This is a genomic window from Halorubrum shenae, from assembly GCF_051194165.1.
In the GTDB taxonomy this organism is placed as follows: Archaea; Halobacteriota; Halobacteria; order Halobacteriales; family Haloferacaceae; genus Halorubrum.
In genome coordinates this window covers 223,900-240,430 of sequence record NZ_JBLZNI010000004.1, presented here as the reverse complement: position 1 = coordinate 240,430, position 16,531 = coordinate 223,900, and the positions used below count along the sequence as shown (strand labels likewise).

Sequence of the window (16,531 nt, the reverse complement as noted above, 5' to 3'; positions counted from 1 at the left end):
TGTTCGTGCTGTGGTCGGGAACGAAAGGCGAACCGTGTTGAACGCGGACTGTATGTCTGCGATGAGTGCGGTACAGTCGCGAACGCGGACGTGAACGGTGCTGAGAACATTCGGCAGAAAGTATCTCCGAGTTCACCGAATCTCTCGGTGAATAGGAGTAACGGCTGGTTGGCACAGCCATCGACATTCCTGTTTAACAAGGAAACTGGTGCGTTTGCACCTCAAGAACAGGTCACGTCGTAAACCACAATATCCCAACCCAGCGGTACGGTGCCGTGGGAATCCTCGCGCTTCAGCGCGGGGAGGATGTCAACGAACAACCGTTACGGGTGCCACGGAGCCCTGGACGATCTTCTCGGCGATGTTGCCGACGAGCAGTCGGTCCGCGAGGCTCCCGCTGTGGCTGCCGATGACCACGACGTCGAACTCCTCGCTCGCGTCGACGACCGATCGCGCCGGGTGGCCGGCCATCACGTCTGTTTTGATCTCGACCCCGTAATCGGCGGCGATTTCGTTGGCGTGATCGAACAGGTCGCTCGCCTGTTCTCGCGCCGCCTCCTCGGTGTCGTCGGCGAGGGCGAGTCCGACCGCGCCGCCCATCATCGACGACGGCTGTCCCACCACGTGGAGCACGACGATCTCCGCGTTCGGGTGCGCCTCCAGCGCGAAGCGGAGCGCGCGCTCGGCCATCTCCGACTCGTCCATCGGTACCAGCACGCGGGATATCATACGTGACCCACAGCCGGCGGGCTGATAAGTTATGTGTTCGCACGAGTCAAATGCTTCCGATCCGCGGGCGGCACCGCACCAGACCAGCACGCATATCTCCGCGGATCACACAGCGAGAGGTATGGAATCCAGCCGGTCGGACGACGACCCCGTCGGCGTGGCGCTGTTCGTCGACGGGCCGAACGTGTTACGAGAGGAGTTCGACGTCGACCTCGACGACGTGCGGGTCGCCGCCGAGGCCGAGGGACCGCTCGTGACGACGCGACTCTACCTCGATGAACACGCGACTCCGGGGCTGATACAGGCCGCGGAGGCCCGCGGCTTCGAGGTCGTCGTCACGAGCGGCGACGTCGACGTGAAGCTCGCGGTCGACGCGGCGCGCTTCGCGGCCGAAGGGCGGATGTCGACGCTCGCGATCGCCTCGCGAGACACCGACTTCAAGCCCGTCGTCGAGACCGCGAACAGCTACGGGATCCGGACGCTCGCGATCGCGCCCGGCGAGTTCGGTCGGTCCGACGCCCTCCGTAACGCAACGAACGACTCGGTGACGCTCGACGGCGACACGGACGGCGACGGAGCAACGAACGGCGACAGCGACTCGTAGTCGGCGACGGAACGGCGCCGCTGTGCGCTATCGCTCGCCCTCGTCACGAACCCGTCGACGCGCCGCGATCCGACCAAGCAGGACCGCCCCGAATCCGCCGGTGACGGCGGCGAAGCCACCGAACCCGACGGCGGTCGGGACTATCCCGACCCGAGCGATCGCGGCGTCGACGCCGACCCGGAACCAGCCGAGGTTCGGGACGGCGAACAGCGCCTTGGCGGTGATCCACTCCTCGCGGACGACCGGGGCGATCCCGGCGCTCTGGTCGTACTCGCCGTTGGCGTCGCCGTAGGTGACGAACCCGTCGTACGGGGCGGGACACGCCGCGATCGTCGCACAGTCACCGTCGAGCAGCGCGGGATCGGCCCGCTCGGTCCAGTCCTCGCCGGCGGTTACCGGAAAGGCGATCCGGTGGAGAATCGGCGGATAGCCGTCGTCCGGCGGGTCGAACACGATCACGTCGCCGGCGCTCCCGAACGTGGTCGGCGCGCCGGGCTCCGCCGCACCGACGAGGCCGCCCCACGGGAACCGCTCCGTCGACGTGACGACGACGAGGTCGCCGCGCTCGACCTCGGGGGCCATGCTCCCGCTTTCGACCGCGACGAACGGGGGCCACGCGCCAGCGACCGCGGCGACGACGATCACGACCAGCAGGACCGCGACGGCGGGCGCGAGCAGGCCGGAGAGATTCCGCGTCACGTGCGACATCGGGGGTGGAACCGGCTTGAGGCTGTCGCCGGTGCGGTTGCGGTGCGGCGGCACTGCGGTGGTGTCGCGATCCCCGACCTGTGACCCGATGGCAAGACCTTAGGTCCGGCCGAGAGACGATTTGGGCATGTCTGACCGACACACTCCCCTCCACGAGATCCACGAGGAACGCGGCGCGACGTTCACCGACTTCGGCGGGTGGCAGATGCCGGTCGAGTTCGACTCCATCAGCGAGGAGCACGCCGCGGTCCGCGACTCGCTCGGCGTCTTCGACGTGTCCCACATGGGCGAGATCGAGGTGTCGGGGCCGGACGCGACGACCCTGATGAACCGCCTCACGACCAACGACGTGACGGCGCTCGACCCGGGCGACTCGCAGTACGCCGCGATCACGAGCGAGGACGGCGTCATGCTCGACGACACGGTGGTCTACCGGCTCCCGAACGGGATCGAGGCGGGTGCCGGCGCCGACGCGCTCGACGGCCTCGACCGCGACCTCGACGCCGGCTCCGGGGACCCCGCGTACCTCTTCGTCCCCAACGCCGGCCACGACGAGCAGATGTACGACCGGTGGGTCGACTACCGGGACGGCGAGGGACTCGACGCCGCGGTCGCGAACGCCACCGACGACTGGGCTATGCTCGCGGTGCAGGGGCCGGACGCGGTCGACGCCCTCGACGACGCGACGCCGACCGACCGAGTCGTCGGCCTCTCGAAGTTCGAGGCGACGGTCGCCGCCGTCGACGAGGTCGACAGCTGGGTCGCCCGAACCGGCTACACTGGCGAGGACGGCTTCGAGGTGATGTGTCCGGCGAGCGATGCGGCGGCCGTTTGGACCGCCTTTGAGGATGCCCAGCCCTGCGGACTCGGCGCGCGTGACACCCTCCGAACGGAGATGGGCTACCTCCTCTCCGGGCAGGACTTCGACCCCGAGACCGAGCCGCGGAGCCCCTACGAGGCGCGGATCGGGTTCGTCGTGAAGCTCGACACGGAGTTCGTCGGTCGCGACGCCCTCGAGGTCCAGAAGGAGGAGGGCGTCGACGAGAGGTTCGTCGGAGTCCGCCTGCTCGATCGCGGCGTCCCTCGAAACGGCTACGCCGTCACCGACGGCGACCTCACGCGGGTCGGCCAGCTGACCTCCGGGACGATGAGCCCCACGCTCGACGAGCCGATCGGACTCGGGTACCTCCACGAGCACTACGTCGAGCCGGGCACCGAGGTGAGCGTCGTCGTGCGGGGCAACGAGAAGCGCGCTGAAGTCGTGATCCCGCCGTTCCTCGACCGGTAGATCCGGTTACGACTCTCCTTCGACCGCCTTTCCCTCGAACGCCTCCGCGTAGACGCTCCGGATCACCATGTACAGGTGCCAGTGATCGACGTCGAGCCGATCGGAGAGCCCTCCCACTGCGTCGAGGTAGCGGTCGTACGCGTCGACCGTCATCGGCTCCGGGTACGACCCGTCGAGGTCGGGGCCGGGGCCGGGGGCAGAATCGCCGGTCAGCGCGGCGACGACCGCCCACTCGCGCTCGCCGACGACGAAGTACGCGTCCGGATCGAGGAACCACAGCAGCGCGGAGGCGACCGCGGCGTCGACGCCCGGAATTCCGGTAAGCGCGTCGAGGGCGTGGTGGTGTGAGGGATCGCCCGCCTCCCCGTCGAGCGCGTCGATCGCGTCCCACATCGCGCCGCGGAGTTCCCGGGGCTCCACGTCGGAGACGGCCTCCTCGACGGCGCGCCGCTCCTCGTGGTCGATGTCGGTCACGGCTCGTCGGAAGTACCAGCGGACGACCCACTCCACGTCTCGCTTGCCGTACTCGCCGGCTCGAAACGCGTCCGAGAGCGACTCGATCGCCTCCGCCTCGACCGGGTAAAAGGGGGCCGACTCCCGGTACGCTTCCACGTGGTCGGCGACACGGTTCTCGACGTCGGCGAGCGAGCGGTCCATACCCGCCGAACGGCCGGGGTCGACAAAACGGTTTGGCGACCGCTCGCCTCGCCTCTCGACAGGAACCACCGACACACTCATTGAGGTGGCATCACAGATCGTGATATATGATCGCACGTCAGGGTGAGACCCATGTCGACTGAGGACGACGAGGCGGTGAAGACCATCTGCCCGTACTGCGGCGTCGGCTGCGGGATCCAGGTGAACCAGGGCGACGACCCCGGCGACGTGAACTTCATGCCGTGGGGCGAGGCGCCGGTCAACGAGGGACGGGTGTGTATCAAGGGCGGCGCCGCGACGCAGGTCGTCGACCACGAGGACCGACTCACGGAGCCGCTTATAAGGGAGGACAGCGAGGAGCAAAGCTCCTCTGGCAGCCGGACGCAGTCCGGCGACGGCGAGTTCCGCGAGGCGACGTGGGAGGAGGCGTACTCACGGATCGTCTCGGAGATGGAGCGCATCCGCGAGGAGAACGATCCCGACGCGATGGGATTTTTCGGCTCCTCGAAGACGATGAACGAGGAGAACTACCTCCTCCAAAAGATCGCGCGCCGGTACGGCACGAACAACGTCGACAACTGCACGCGGATGTGTCACGCCTCGACGGTGTGGGCGCTCCGGACGAGCCTCGGCGCGGGCGCGATGACGAACAGCATGGTCGACTTAGAGGAGTCGGCCGACGTGTTCTGGATCCAGGGCGCGAATCCCGGCGAGCAACACCCGATCGCCAACAGTCAGTACTTCCGGCAGGCCGTACTGGAGGGCGCGACAGTCATTCAGGTCGACCCGCACGCCAACAAGACCACCCGGTCGTTCGAGATCGACGAGACCGATCGGCACATGCACCTGCAGGTGAAGCCGGGCGCCGACATCCCGCTGCTCAACGTCGTCTTGAAGACGATCCTCGAACGCCACGAGGAAGAGCCCGACGCGGGCTGGATCGACGAGGAGTTCATCGACGAGCGCACCGAGGGGTTCGATCACCTCAAAGAGACCCTCGCCGACTTCGATAAGGAGGCGGCCGCGGAGGAGGCCGGCGTTCCCCTCGAAGACATCGAACTCGCCGCCGAGAAGTACGCGATGGCGAACAACGCCGCCATCTTCACCGGGATGGGGATGAGCCAGCACACCTGCGGCGTCGACAACGTGCAAAACGAGATCAACCTCGCGCTGATCACGGGGAACCTCGGGAAGCCCGGCACCGGCGTCAACCCCCTTCGCGGACAGAACAACGTCCAGGGGACGAGCGACGTGGGCGCGATGCCGAACGTCCTCCCCGGCTACCAGCTCGTCGACGACGACGAGGTCCGCGAGTCGGTCGAGGACGTGTGGGGATTCGAGGTGCCGGAGGAGCCCGGACTCACCAACGTGGAAATCTCCCACGAGGCGGGCCGCTCGGTGAAGGGGCTGTACGTGATGGGCGAGAACCCAGTGATGAGCGAGCCCGACGGCAACGAGGTCGAGAAGCGCTTGAACTCGCTGGAGTTCATGGTCGCACAGGACATCTTCATGACCGAGACCGCGGAGCTGGCGGACGTGGTCCTCCCGGCGACGACGTGGGCGGAGCGCGGCGGCACCGTCACCAACACCGACCGCCGGGTCCAGCGCATGCGCGGCGTCGAGAAGGTCCACGAGAACACGAAACACGACCTCGAGGTCCTGATGGAGGTCGGCAGCCGCCTCTTCAGCGAAGACGAGTTCCGCTTCGACGACGTTGAGGCCGTCTTCGAGGAGCTGCGCGAGGTGTGTCCGATCTACCACGGGATGACATACGACTCGCTCGACGAGACCGGGCTCCAGTGGCCCTGCTACGAGGAGGGCGACGAGGGCGACCAGTTCCTCTACGAGGACTCCTTCGACACCGAGAGCGGGCTCGGACAGATCGAGGGCATCCGCCACCAGCCGCCGGCGGAGGTGCCCGACGAGGAGTACCCGCTGATCCTCACGACCGCTCGGCTCGAAGAACACTACAACACGGGGACGATGAGCCGTCGCTCGCCGACGCTCTCCCGACAGCAGCCGGAGAACTTCGTCGACGTCCACCCGAACGACGCCGCGGACTACGGCATCGAGGACGGCGATATGGTCACGCTCCAGTCCCGCCGCGGCGAGATCGAGGTGAAAGCGCAGGTCACGGAGGACATCAAGGAGGGCGTCGTCTGGACGACCCCGCACTTTGCGGCCGCCTCCGCGAACCGCCTCACGAACGACGTGCTCGACGAGCGGGCGAAGATCCCCGAGTACAAGGCCGCGGCCGCGGACATCGCGGTGACGGTCTCGGACGGCGGCGAACCGAAGGACGACGCGGAGCCGGCGGACGACTGAGGACGCGGACGAGGCGATCCCCCTTTTTAAACGCCGTCGACCGCGTCACTTGCCACCACGACACGAACAATTCTCATACGCCACCCCTGAGAAGGGCCGATATGGCCCATTCGAATCCGGCGGGTGACGCGATCGACGCACCGGAGTCCGATCTCGCGGTCGCTCGTGCGGCAGATCCCCGGCCGATCGAGGCGGTCGCGGCCGATCTCGGGCTCGCCCCCGGTGATATCGAACCGCGCGGCGACGGGGTCGCGAAGCTCACCCTCGACGCGGTCCGCTCGGCGACCGCGGACGCCGACGCCGCCGAGGGGACGACGGTGCTCGTCACCGGAATGACCCCGACGCCGAAAGGCGAGGGGAAGACCGTGACCTCGGTGGGGCTCGGGCAGGCGCTCGCGGGACTGGGCGAGTCGACCGCGGTCGCGGTGCGGGAGCCCTCGCTCGGTCCCGTCTTCGGGATCAAGGGCGGTGCCGCGGGCGGCGGGTACTCGCAGGTGCTTCCGATGGAGGCCATCAACCTCCACTTCACCGGCGACATCCACGCGCTCACGGCCGCGCACAACCTGCTCTCCGCCGCGCTCGACAACCACCTGCACCAAGGGAACGACGAGGCGATCGACGTGCGCCGCGTCGACTGGCCGCGCGCGCTCGACGTCAACGACCGCGCGCTCCGCGAGACCGTCGTGGGGCTCGGCGGTCCCGCGCGCGGCGTCCCGCGAGAAGACGAGTTCGTCATCACCGCCGCCTCGGAGCTGATGGCCGTCCTCGGGCTCGCGGAGGATCTCACGGATCTGAAGGCCCGTATCGGGCGGATCGTGCTCGCCGAAGACGTCGACGGCGACCCGATCACGCCCGACGACCTCGGCGTCACGGGGGCCGCGACGGCGCTGCTCCGCGACGCGTTCCGCCCGAACCTCGTCCAGACAGTCGAGGGCGTCCCCGCCTTCGTCCACGGCGGTCCCTTCGCCAACATCGCGCACGGGACCAACACGCTCGTGGCCGACCGCGTCGGCGCCTCGCTCGCCGATTACCTCGTCACCGAGGCCGGCTTCGGGGCGGACCTCGGCGGCGAGAAGTTCGCGCACATCGTCGCCCGGCAGGGAATCGTTCCGGATGTCGCGGTCGTGGTCGCGACGGTCAGAGGCGCGAAACGGCACGGACTGGAGATGTGGCCGGCCGACTTCGACGCGCTGGCGGCGACCAACCTCGAGGCGGTTCGGGCCGGCGTCGAGAACGTGAAACGACATGTCGAGGTCGTGGAGTCCCTCGGGATCCCCGCAGTCGTCGCGATCAACGTCTTCCCGGACGACGCGGAGTCCGAGCTCGCGGCGCTCGAATCGACCCTTTCCGACGCGGGAATCGGCGTCGAGCGCTCTACCGCGTACCGCGACGGCGGCGAGGGAGCGACCGCCCTGGGGGAGCGGGTCCGCGAGCGCGCCGGCACCGGCGAGTTCGCGCCCCTGTACGACCTCGACGCCCCGCTCCGCGAGAAGATCGAGACCGTCGCCCGCGAGGTGTACGGCGCCGACGGCGTCGAGTACGTCGACGGCGCTAGCGATGATCTCGACCGCGTCGAGAGGTGGGGGTACGGCGACCTCCCCGTCTGTCTCTCGAAGACGCCGTACTCCTTCTCGGACGACGCCTCGATGACGGGCGTCCCCGAGGGGTGGACGCTCACCGTCCGCGAGGTGTCGCCGTCGACAGGCGCCGGCTTCGTCGTCGTCAAGACCGCCGACGTGATGACGATGCCGGGGCTCCCAGCCAAGCCGGCGGCTGAAGACATCGACGTCGACGCCGAGGGCGACGTGAGCGGGCTGTTCTGAGGTCCGACCTGCGGTTCGGATTCGAGGCCTCAGTCGCCGCCGGCGTCAAGCATCCGCTTCTCCTTTGCGACGACCCTGACATCCGAGATCCCAGTGTCCGGATACTGGCCGTCGTCGTTTTTCTCCGCGGCCTTCACCATGTCCCAGACCACGTTGAGCCCGGTCGTCACGCCCTCCAGCGCTTCCATCTCGCAGCCGGTCTTCCCGGTCGTCTCCACGGCGACCGTCAGCTCGATCCGGTCGTCGCCGACGGAAAAGTCGGTGTCGACGTTCGTGATCGGGATCTGGTGGCACATCGGGATCGTCTCCCACGTGTGTTTGACGGCCTGCACCGCGCCCACCCGCGCGGTCGCCAGCACGTCGCCCTTCCCGACCTCGTCGGCCTCGACCGCCGCGATCGTCGACGGCGTCAGCCGGATCTCGCCGCGCGCGACGGCGCGGCGGCTCGTGTCGGGCTTCTCGCCCACGTCGACCATCCGGACCTCGCCGGACGCGTCGGTGTGGGTCAGCTCGTCGGTGGCGCCGGCTTCGGAGTCCTCACTCATCACGCATCGCCTCGGGAAGCCGGTCGGGTAAGTCCGTCGCTGCGAGGCCGTAGCCCAGCTCTTCGGCCGCCGCGTCGCCGGCCAGCCCGTTCGCGTACACCCCGGCCGCGGCCGCGTGGAAGGGGTCGGTCACGGCCGCGAGCGCGCCGACGGCCCCCGCGAGCACGTCGCCGGTCCCCCCGACGGTCATCCCCGGGTTGCCCGTGCGGTTCAGCCGGACCGCGTCGCCGTCGCTGACGGCGTCGACCGCGCCCTTCACGAGCAGGGTGTGGCCGATCTCGTCGGCGAACGACCGCACGAGATCTGCTCGCTCGTCGGGGTCATCCGCGGTCTCGCCGCCCATTCCGACCAGCTCACCCTGATGCGGCGTGCAGATCAGCTCGGCGTCCGTATCGACCTCGGGGACGACCCGCAACGCGTCGGCGTCGACGACCGCGCGCCCGTCGTACCGCGACAGGAACTCCCGAACGAACTCGCTCGCGCCCTCGCCGTCGCCGAGTCCTGGACCAACCACGACGACGTCGTTGCCGGCGGCGAGTTCCAGCGCGCGGTCGACGTGGGCGGGACCGATCCGGTCGCCCGGGAGCGCGCGGACGATCAGGTCCGCCGAGTACCCCTGTACCGTCCCCGCGACCGTCTCCGGGCAGGCGACATGCACGAGGTCGGCACCGGTCCGGAGGGCCGATCGGGCCGAGAGCCAGGGCGCGCCGGTGTACGGGCCGCCGCCGATCACGAGCACCTCGCCGTTCTCGCCCTTATGCGAGTTCGGATCGCGCGCGATTCCGAACAGGTCGCCGGGGCCGGTGAACCGCTCCGCGGCCGCCGGGATACCGATGTCGGCGACGGTCACGTCGGCGTCGAGCGCCGCGAGTCCGGGCTTCTCATCGTGGAAGGTGACGACGCGGTCGGCCTCGACGTGAACCGCGGAGCCGGCGTTGCTGCTGGCGTTTCCAGTCGGTTCCCCGGTGTCGGCGTCGATCCCGGAGGGGACATCGACGGCGACGACCGCGGCGTCGCTCTCGTTCGCCAGCCGCGCCGCGGTCCGCTCCGGCTCCCGGAGCGCGCCGGCGATTCCGCTTCCGAGCATCGCGTCGACGACCACGTCCGGGTCGTCGAGCGCGAGGTCGGCGGCGTCGGTGACGGTCTCGGCCGGGATCTCGGCGGCATCGAGGGCGTCCCAGTTCTCGCGCGAAATCTCGGTCCGAATCGACTCGGGGCGTCCGAGCAGACGGACGGTCACGTCGTACGCGGAGAGGAACCGGGCCGCGACGAACGCGTCGCCGCCGTTGTTCCCGCGACCGCAGAGCAGTTCGACGCTCGCGCCAGGGTCGGCGAGCGCCCGGACCTCGCGGGCGACGGCGTTGCCGGACGACTCCATCAGCTGCTTCCGCGGGACGCCGAGGGCGGCGGCGTTGGCGTCGACCGCCGCCATCCGATCGGTCGTGATCATGGGCGAGCGTTCGCGCGCCGAGTGGTTAATGATGTGGCCGCGAGACGTCGCGGTGACGCACAGACGCCACGGTGAGCACAGGCCTCTCGACCGCGCCCGCGGGGGTCGGGAAATGAAAATGTTGATGCACGTCCGAAGAAAATCTGCGCCGTAACAACCGTGGCACAGACTGGACACGGCGACGGCGCTGTGGGGCGGTCCGAGCGCAACGGCGTTTCGGTGGCCTCCGCACCGGTCCGCGGCGGACCGGCGCAGACGCCCGGCGCCGACCAGTGCTCCGAGGGCGCGCGACAGACGATTCGGCGACGGTGACCTCCATGAACATCGGATTCTTCACAGACAGCTACTTTCCCGGCATCGACGGCGTGACGTACACGATCCGCGCGTGGCGGGACCGACTCGAGGACCGCGGCCACGATGTGTACGTCATTTATCCGGCGAGCAGCTACGATCCCGACGACCGCGAGATTCCCGTGCCGTCGCTGCCGAACCCGTTTTACCGCCAGTACCGCGTTCCGCTGTACCGACGCCTCTCGACGCTTCCCGACCTCGACGTGGTTCACTGCCACGGGCCGGCGTCGACCGGTCTGATGGGGCGCCGATACGCGACGACGCGCGACGTGATGTCCGTGTACACCCATCACACACCGGTGGAGGACTACTTCGTTCAGGGACTGAAACTGGAGTCGCTGGCCGGGATCGCCGGCCGGGCGTACGTGGCCTACGAGAACCGCTTTCTCCAGTCGTTCGACTGCGTCACCGCGTCTACCTCGCGAATCCGACGGGACGTGGCGCCGCGAAAGCTCCCCGTCGGTATCGAGATGGACACGTTCCGTCCGATGGCGGACTCGAAGTTCGCGAGCGACGAGCCGACAGTGGGGTACACCGGACGGATGGCCCACAACAAGAACGTCGACCATATCCTCCGGCTCGCCGACCGTCTGTCCGACGTGCGGTTCGAACTGGTGGGCGAGGGGCCGGTCCGAGACGACCTCGAACGCGGAGCCCCCGAGAACGTCCGGTTCCGCGACTTCCTCCCGCGGGAGGACCTCCCGGCGTTCTACTCCGCGCTCGACGTCTTCGTCACCGCCTCGACCTGCGACACGCTCGGGCTCTCGACGCTGGAGGCGAACGCCTGCGGAACTCCGGTCGCCGCCGCCGACGTGCCGCCGTTCGACCGGACCATCGGGCCGGACAACGGCGCTCGGTTCGAGCACGGCGACCTCGACGACATGGAGCGCGCCGTCGCCGACTGTCTCGACGGCGACAGGCCGACCCGCGCGGCGGTCGAGGGTTTTGCAGTCGAGCGAACGATAGACGATTTGGAGGAAATATACGGGTTGTCATAAATGGGCGCAGATAACGTCGACGTCTTCCAGCGGCTGGTGTTCAGCGTTCCCCCGCTCTCGCAGCAGCTCCCGGCGATGGTCGTCCTCGGGGTCGTCTACAGCGCCGTCGCGTTTGTCGCCTTCTCGGCGTTCACGCCGCTCTCTCCGGCGCCGTCGACCCTCCTCCCCGTCGCGGTCCTGCTGTTCCTGCTCCCCTTCCTGTTCGCCGGGGAGCTGTTTCACCGCGTTCTCCCGGAGTATCCGCGGACGTGGAGCTTCTTCCTCGCGTTAGTCAGCCAGTTCATCACGTTCGTCCACGCCTTGGTCCTGTCCGGAGCCAACGACGTGGGGAACGCGTGGAGTATCGTCTGGCTCCTCTTTATCACGGTCTACCTGATCAACATCCTCGTACTCGTCGTCTCGGCGGGGATCGACCGGTACAAGCGGATCCTCCTCGTCGCGCTCGCGGAGCCGGCGGCGCTGATCCTCGCGTTCTACGCGTTCGCCGGCGGCGATCTGGGATTCACGACGTACCGCCACGTGTTCGCGTTCGCGTCGCTGCTCATCGCGGCGGCGTTCCTCGTGTTGGTACTCGCGATCGTGGACTACCTCATCCGGAGCAACACCGACGTCTCCGCGTTCGAACTCACCTCGGGCATTCTGCGGAACGACCGCGCCTCGCTCGATCTGGGCGTCGAGGCCGAACCCGACGTCCAGACGCTCGCGATCGACAACGGCGACCGGTTGACGCTCGCCGCCCCGTGGGTCCACCCCGGCCCGCTCGGCGGGTTCGGCGGCGGTCAGCTGAGCGGGAACGTTATCGACGCCCTGAACGACGGCGACGAGGGCGACGACGGGTTCTTTCTCCACGTCCCCTGCACGCACAAGGAGGACCTCTCGAACCCGGGCGACGCCGAGACGATTCTCGACGCCGTCGCCGAGCCCGAGCGCGTCGCCCGCGCGTCGCGGCTGGTGAGCCACGACTACGGCGAGATCGAGTTCCACGGGCGCCGCATCGGCGACAAGCAGGTGATCTTCCTCCACGGCGAAGGGATCGACGACTACGACACGGGCGTGTTCATGCGCGACGTGGACGAGTCCGAGGTGTTGCTCGTGGACCTCCACAAACACGACCTGCAGGACGGCCCGGCGAAGGAGGTGCTGTACGGCTCGTCCGAGGCGGACCGGCTGAAAGGTCACTTCGACGACTTCCGCGACCGCCTCGCCGACGCGCCCCTGTACGACTACGCGGCGGGCTTTGCGGTCCGCCGCACGGACCAAGACGTGGCGGCGCTCGTCGAGTCGGTCGACGGACAAGAGGTCCTGTTGTTTGGGATCGACACCAACGGGATCACGCCGGACGTGCGGGAGCTGGCGGCCGACTACCGCGGGGAGTACGACGAGGTTCTCGTCTTCTCGACGGACACCCACGCCTCCATCCACGAGCTCGCGAACACGTGGCGATCGGACACCGAGGCCTTGGCCGAGGCGATCGAGCAGGCCGACGACGGCGTGGCGCCCGCGACGATCGGACTCGCCAGTCAGACGACCCGTCCGCTCAAGCTCTTAAAAAACGACTACAACGGGCTCGTGTTCAGCGTCAACATCCTGATTCGGCTGACGATCATCTCGCTCGCGGTGTTGTACGCGCTGCTGGTCCTCTGGCTGTTCTTCTGAGTCAGTGCCCACCCTGCCCGCGCTGATACGCGCGCTGAGGGAGGGTAGTTCACAGCTGATCGTCGATGTGATCTGCCGCCTTCAGTGCGAGCGCAACGATAGTGAGAGTCGGATTGTTCGCGCCACCGGTTGTGAACACGCTCGACGACGCGATCCAGAGGTTCTCGAGGTCATGCGTCCGGCACTCTCTGTTCACCACACTGTCAGACGGATCGGTTCCCATCCGCGTCGTTCCCATATGGTGAGTGCTCATCCCCCGTCCATCGAGTGTTGACACACCAGTAATCTCAGCGCCGAGTTCTTTCAACACCGATTTCTGGATCCCTACACAGTGTTCCATCGTTTCCCGTTCATCCGTGCTGTCGGAGAGATTGACCGACGGAACTGGCCGGCCGTGGCTATCGGTCTGTGACCGATCCAGCGTGACACGATTGTCAGGTCGCGGGAGCATCTCACCCGCACCGCGTATCGAGATCGGATACGGTGGCCCATCGGTCGTGGGCAGCTCGAGGTCATCGCCCAGTTGCGTTTCGTTCAGCGGATCCGTCGCCAACTCAGCGAACGCGTCCGGTGTCGGGTTTCCGACGATATCGAGGATCCTCGATGGAGACGTCGGCGGCTGTCTGTCCAGTGCGCCGCCATGTGTTGACTTCGCAGTATTACCGAACGTAAGGTGATAGCTTCCGGGACCGGGACTTTCACGCGCGTAGAACTGATCGCTCCGACTGGAGACCCACCCGATATTGCTCTGTCGCGTCGGTTCCGCAAGGGCTCCCGTCGTCTCGACGTTGGGGTGATCCATGAGATACCGACCGACTGCACCGCTGGAGTTGGCTAATCCGTCCGGATAGACGCTTGAATCCGATAACAACAGCAGTCGCGGCGTTTCGATCCCTCCGCACGCGATGACGAACTGATCGGCCTCTTGGCGGTGTTCGCGTCCGTCAGGGGTCGCGTAGACGACCGATTTTACATACTCACCCGCTTGGTCGTGTTCCACAGAGAGCGCCTGCACCTGATCGACGATCCGCGCCCCTTCCGCCTCCGCCTTCCGGGCGTGGACTTCCGCACTGTACTTCGCTCCTGATGGGCAAGCGTTGCAAACCCCGTACCCGACGCATCCGGAGCGGTCGTCGTACGATTCGGAGTTGATCGCCTTCGGCTGGGATGCCATCGAAATCTCGAGTTCCTCACAGGCCTCGGCAAACAGCGAGTCCGAGTAGCTCGGTGGGAACGCGTCCATCGGATAGGGCTCTTTCCGCGGCGGTCCGTGCGAGTTATCGTCGGCGCCCGACACGCCCATCTCTCGCTCGGCGCGGACGTAGTACGGTCGGAGGTCGTCGTAGCTGATCGGCCAGTCCCGCGCCACCCCGTATCGGGTGTTCATCTCGAAGTCCTCTTCGTGAAGCCGCGGCGTGTTCGCGTCCCAATGTACGGACGTGCCACCCACCGCTTTCACGCGCGTCTTGTTGAGCCGTGCATTGATCGCACCGGTAGACGTGTACGCGTCCCGCGCCTCGTTGAGCCAGTACGAGTCGCGCTCGAGACCCGGACGGAGCCACATTTCCATCCGTCGGTGATGGTCCTCGGGAGTCAGTCGTTCGCCCGCTTCGAGCACTACGACGTCGTGTCCGCGCCGCGCCAGATCGTAGGCAGTAACAGCTCCGGCTGGCCCTGCTCCGACGATACAGACGTCGGCGTCGGTCGGCGCTCGGCCGGCCGCCCCCGTCATCGTTCACCTCTCTCGGGCCCTCGCTGATACGCCTCTCGCCCACCGGGATATCCGGGTGGATTGTCGATTCCCATCAGCTCACCGCCAACAGGAGACGTAAACAGCGCGTACAACAGCTCGTTCACGATATAGAACCGAATCTGTTCCACGGTCGACCCATCAGCGGTGGGATGTACCGCCGTCACACCCATCGACTGCAGGAGTTTCCGTCGGTGAGCTGCCGACATTTCGGTGACTCCGCCACCGAAGCGCGCTCTGGCATGACTGTCGACTGCTTCGATAGCTGTCAGGAGATTCTCGAAATGGTCGGGTTTCGGTTCGATCCGAGCGAATACGCGACGCTCAATGAATGAACTCTCCACGGAGACGGCCGACGGATACACCGCTTCGGCGATAGCCGTCATCACATCGACGTGGTATTGCGACGCTGGGTGGGCGCTAGATTGCGCCCCCGTAGCGGCACTCAGCGACCCGTCGATGTCGGTCCCGTAGCCGTAGCCCGTCGCTGCCAGGCTCATACCGCCGAGAGCCGTGAAGAATTGTCGTCTGGTTGGGGTCGAATCGGCCGCTCCGTGCTGATTTTCGGTCATTGGGTCGACCCCCCACTGATCCTTTTTATTCTCTCAAATAAAGACAAAAATATACTGCCTCGGTAGTTATTCCATCCCCACAGAGCGAGCATCGCGACTGGTGCCGAGAGGAGCACTGCCAGCTCACCGTATCGATATACGCCGACGAGGAGAGACGTCCCGACGACTGCTATTGGCGAACTGGTACCGAGGAATTCGGTGATGTAAGCGCGGAATTGGCTCGCCGTCGTGAACAGTCCCAGATCGTGAACGAAGATGTCGAGTGCCAACGCACCTCCCAACCACGCGGCGCCGATGGTAAGCGCTCCGACAGCCACCGCACCAGTTCGCCCCGCAGAACGGTCTTGTTCGGACACCGCCGGCCTGAACGGGGAGAAGTCGAAGACGGTAGTTCGATCAGCAAGCAGACCGAGACGCCGTATCGCGCCCGCGGAAACCAGTATGACTACACACATCCCCATGGCCACGACGACACCCGGAAGCAGTCCGATAGCAGCCGTGTAGAAGCGCTGCCAACCGAGCATCATCGCCAGCCACGCCGTGAATGCTGTCGCATGAATTCCGGCGATCAGGACCATTCCGATATCGGTTGGTACCGTTCGACGTGTCGACTGCAGGCCGAGTCGTTCAGACGTGTTAGATACCGGTCCAGTGAGCCACACGACTAATCCGGAAAAGACTAGCATCCACGCTGCTACGACCAGCGTCGAATACCCGATTGCCCCGCGAAAGAGGTCATGAATAATGAGACCGGCGACGCCACCGAGTGGTGCTGCAGGTCCCAGAAAGACTCCGGCAGCAACGAACGTGCCACCCACATAAGCCATTGCGGTAGCCATCTTTGCAGCTATTCCAACTGTCAACAGGCCTGCGCCGGTCGCGACAGCGACGTGCGCCGGATCGACGCTATTCGTCTCAATCTGTCTGAGCGATCCAAACATTCAATTCAATGATGGGATGGATAATACATTGTTAATATCTACCTACGCCGTTGCGAATCAACCGACGGTACCGGGCTATCTTTTTTAAGCTAAGAATCCCGTCCTTCAGGGCAGGCCTGAAGCCGGTAAATCCT

General features: G+C 66.7%; 15 protein-coding genes. 7 read left to right on the top strand and 8 right to left on the bottom strand.

The genetic code is table 11. The annotated features are described in order from the left end of the window. The coding region (locus ACNS88_RS07570; RefSeq protein ID WP_435095263.1) for a zinc ribbon domain-containing protein at positions 1-243 on the top strand (243 nt) is incomplete at its 5' end. A 66-nt stretch (positions 244-309) separates the two neighbouring features. On the opposite strand, the gene ACNS88_RS07565 is transcribed toward ACNS88_RS07570, so the two are convergent. Beyond that, positions 310-729, bottom strand: coding sequence for a universal stress protein (locus ACNS88_RS07565; protein ID WP_435095260.1), 420 nt, complete (start codon positions 727-729; stop codon positions 310-312). Between the two features lie 121 nt (positions 730-850). Between ACNS88_RS07565 and ACNS88_RS07560 the strand changes: the two genes are divergently transcribed. Continuing rightward, positions 851-1,333: an NYN domain-containing protein gene (locus ACNS88_RS07560; protein ID WP_435095257.1), complete on the top strand. Its 483-nt coding sequence runs from the start codon at positions 851-853 to the stop codon at positions 1,331-1,333. A gap of 27 nt (positions 1,334-1,360) precedes the next feature. Here ACNS88_RS07560 and ACNS88_RS07555 read toward each other — a convergent pair whose 3' ends face one another. Further along, positions 1,361-2,032 carry a S26 family signal peptidase gene (locus ACNS88_RS07555; protein WP_435095254.1) on the bottom strand — a complete coding sequence of 224 codons (672 nt, stop codon included), beginning with the start codon at positions 2,030-2,032 and terminating at the stop codon, positions 1,361-1,363. Positions 2,033-2,168: 136 nt separating this feature from the next. Here ACNS88_RS07555 and ACNS88_RS07550 point away from each other — a divergent pair, with 136 nt between their 5' ends. Further along, positions 2,169-3,329, top strand: coding sequence for a glycine cleavage system aminomethyltransferase GcvT (locus ACNS88_RS07550; RefSeq protein WP_435095252.1), 1,161 nt, complete (start codon positions 2,169-2,171; stop codon positions 3,327-3,329). A gap of 6 nt (positions 3,330-3,335) precedes the next feature. On the opposite strand, the gene ACNS88_RS07545 is transcribed toward ACNS88_RS07550, so the two are convergent. Next, entirely contained in the window at positions 3,336-3,986 is a 651-nt protein-coding gene (locus ACNS88_RS07545; RefSeq protein WP_435095250.1) for a hypothetical protein, read from the bottom strand. 132 nt (positions 3,987-4,118) lie between these two features. Here ACNS88_RS07545 and fdhF point away from each other — a divergent pair, with 132 nt between their 5' ends. Then, entirely contained in the window at positions 4,119-6,311 is a 2,193-nt protein-coding gene (gene fdhF / locus ACNS88_RS07540; protein ID WP_435095248.1) for a formate dehydrogenase subunit alpha, read from the top strand. 101 nt (positions 6,312-6,412) lie between these two features. Next, positions 6,413-8,134 carry a formate--tetrahydrofolate ligase gene (locus ACNS88_RS07535; RefSeq protein WP_435095246.1) on the top strand — a complete coding sequence of 574 codons (1,722 nt, stop codon included), beginning with the start codon at positions 6,413-6,415 and terminating at the stop codon, positions 8,132-8,134. Positions 8,135-8,163: 29 nt separating this feature from the next. Here ACNS88_RS07535 and moaC read toward each other — a convergent pair whose 3' ends face one another. Both moaC and ACNS88_RS07525 read right to left on the bottom strand, forming a co-directional pair. After that, positions 8,164-8,679 (bottom strand): cyclic pyranopterin monophosphate synthase MoaC, encoded by a 516-nt coding sequence (gene moaC, locus ACNS88_RS07530; RefSeq protein WP_435095244.1) that lies wholly within the window; start codon positions 8,677-8,679, stop codon positions 8,164-8,166. Then, positions 8,672-10,129: an NAD(P)H-hydrate dehydratase gene (locus ACNS88_RS07525; protein ID WP_435095242.1), complete on the bottom strand. Its 1,458-nt coding sequence runs from the start codon at positions 10,127-10,129 to the stop codon at positions 8,672-8,674. The genes moaC and ACNS88_RS07525 overlap by 8 nt, the downstream gene beginning before the upstream one ends. Before the next feature lie 317 nt (positions 10,130-10,446). Between ACNS88_RS07525 and ACNS88_RS07520 the strand changes: the two genes are divergently transcribed. Both ACNS88_RS07520 and ACNS88_RS07515 read left to right on the top strand, forming a co-directional pair. Beyond that, positions 10,447-11,478, top strand: coding sequence for a glycosyltransferase (locus ACNS88_RS07520; RefSeq protein WP_435095240.1), 1,032 nt, complete (start codon positions 10,447-10,449; stop codon positions 11,476-11,478). Then, entirely contained in the window at positions 11,479-13,134 is a 1,656-nt protein-coding gene (locus ACNS88_RS07515; protein ID WP_435095238.1) for a DUF2070 family protein, read from the top strand. Between the two features lie 49 nt (positions 13,135-13,183). Here ACNS88_RS07515 and ACNS88_RS07510 read toward each other — a convergent pair whose 3' ends face one another. The 3 genes from ACNS88_RS07510 to ACNS88_RS07500 are packed head-to-tail and all read right to left on the bottom strand — an operon-like array spanning position 13,184 to position 16,397. Then, entirely contained in the window at positions 13,184-14,866 is a 1,683-nt protein-coding gene (locus ACNS88_RS07510; protein WP_435095236.1) for a GMC family oxidoreductase, read from the bottom strand. Next, positions 14,863-15,456 (bottom strand): gluconate 2-dehydrogenase subunit 3 family protein, encoded by a 594-nt coding sequence (locus tag ACNS88_RS07505; RefSeq protein WP_435095234.1) that lies wholly within the window; start codon positions 15,454-15,456, stop codon positions 14,863-14,865. Before ACNS88_RS07505 ends, ACNS88_RS07510 begins: the two co-directional genes overlap by 4 nt. Further along, a complete protein-coding gene (locus ACNS88_RS07500; protein WP_435095232.1) occupies positions 15,453-16,397 on the bottom strand; it encodes a hypothetical protein in 945 nt (314 codons plus the stop codon). Before ACNS88_RS07500 ends, ACNS88_RS07505 begins: the two co-directional genes overlap by 4 nt. Positions 16,398-16,531 lie beyond the last annotated feature (134 nt).

Bases quoted from the DNA above. Each gene is read 5' to 3' on its own strand.
- ACNS88_RS07565 (WP_435095260.1), bottom strand. From the start codon at position 729: ATGATATCCCGCGTGCTGGTACCGATGGACGAGTCGGAGATGGCCGAG.
- ACNS88_RS07560 (WP_435095257.1), top strand. From the start codon at position 851: ATGGAATCCAGCCGGTCGGACGACGACCCCGTCGGCGTGGCGCTGTTC.
- ACNS88_RS07550 (WP_435095252.1), top strand. From the start codon at position 2,169: ATGTCTGACCGACACACTCCCCTCCACGAGATCCACGAGGAACGCGGC.
- ACNS88_RS07545 (WP_435095250.1), bottom strand. From the start codon at position 3,986: ATGGACCGCTCGCTCGCCGACGTCGAGAACCGTGTCGCCGACCACGTG.
- fdhF (WP_435095248.1), top strand. From the start codon at position 4,119: ATGTCGACTGAGGACGACGAGGCGGTGAAGACCATCTGCCCGTACTGC.
- ACNS88_RS07535 (WP_435095246.1), top strand. From the start codon at position 6,413: ATGGCCCATTCGAATCCGGCGGGTGACGCGATCGACGCACCGGAGTCC.
- moaC (WP_435095244.1), bottom strand. From the start codon at position 8,679: ATGAGTGAGGACTCCGAAGCCGGCGCCACCGACGAGCTGACCCACACC.
- ACNS88_RS07525 (WP_435095242.1), bottom strand. From the start codon at position 10,129: ATGATCACGACCGATCGGATGGCGGCGGTCGACGCCAACGCCGCCGCC.
- ACNS88_RS07520 (WP_435095240.1), top strand. From the start codon at position 10,447: ATGAACATCGGATTCTTCACAGACAGCTACTTTCCCGGCATCGACGGC.
- ACNS88_RS07515 (WP_435095238.1), top strand. From the start codon at position 11,479: ATGGGCGCAGATAACGTCGACGTCTTCCAGCGGCTGGTGTTCAGCGTT.
- ACNS88_RS07510 (WP_435095236.1), bottom strand. From the start codon at position 14,866: ATGACGGGGGCGGCCGGCCGAGCGCCGACCGACGCCGACGTCTGTATC.
- ACNS88_RS07505 (WP_435095234.1), bottom strand. From the start codon at position 15,456: ATGACCGAAAATCAGCACGGAGCGGCCGATTCGACCCCAACCAGACGA.
- ACNS88_RS07500 (WP_435095232.1), bottom strand. From the start codon at position 16,397: ATGTTTGGATCGCTCAGACAGATTGAGACGAATAGCGTCGATCCGGCG.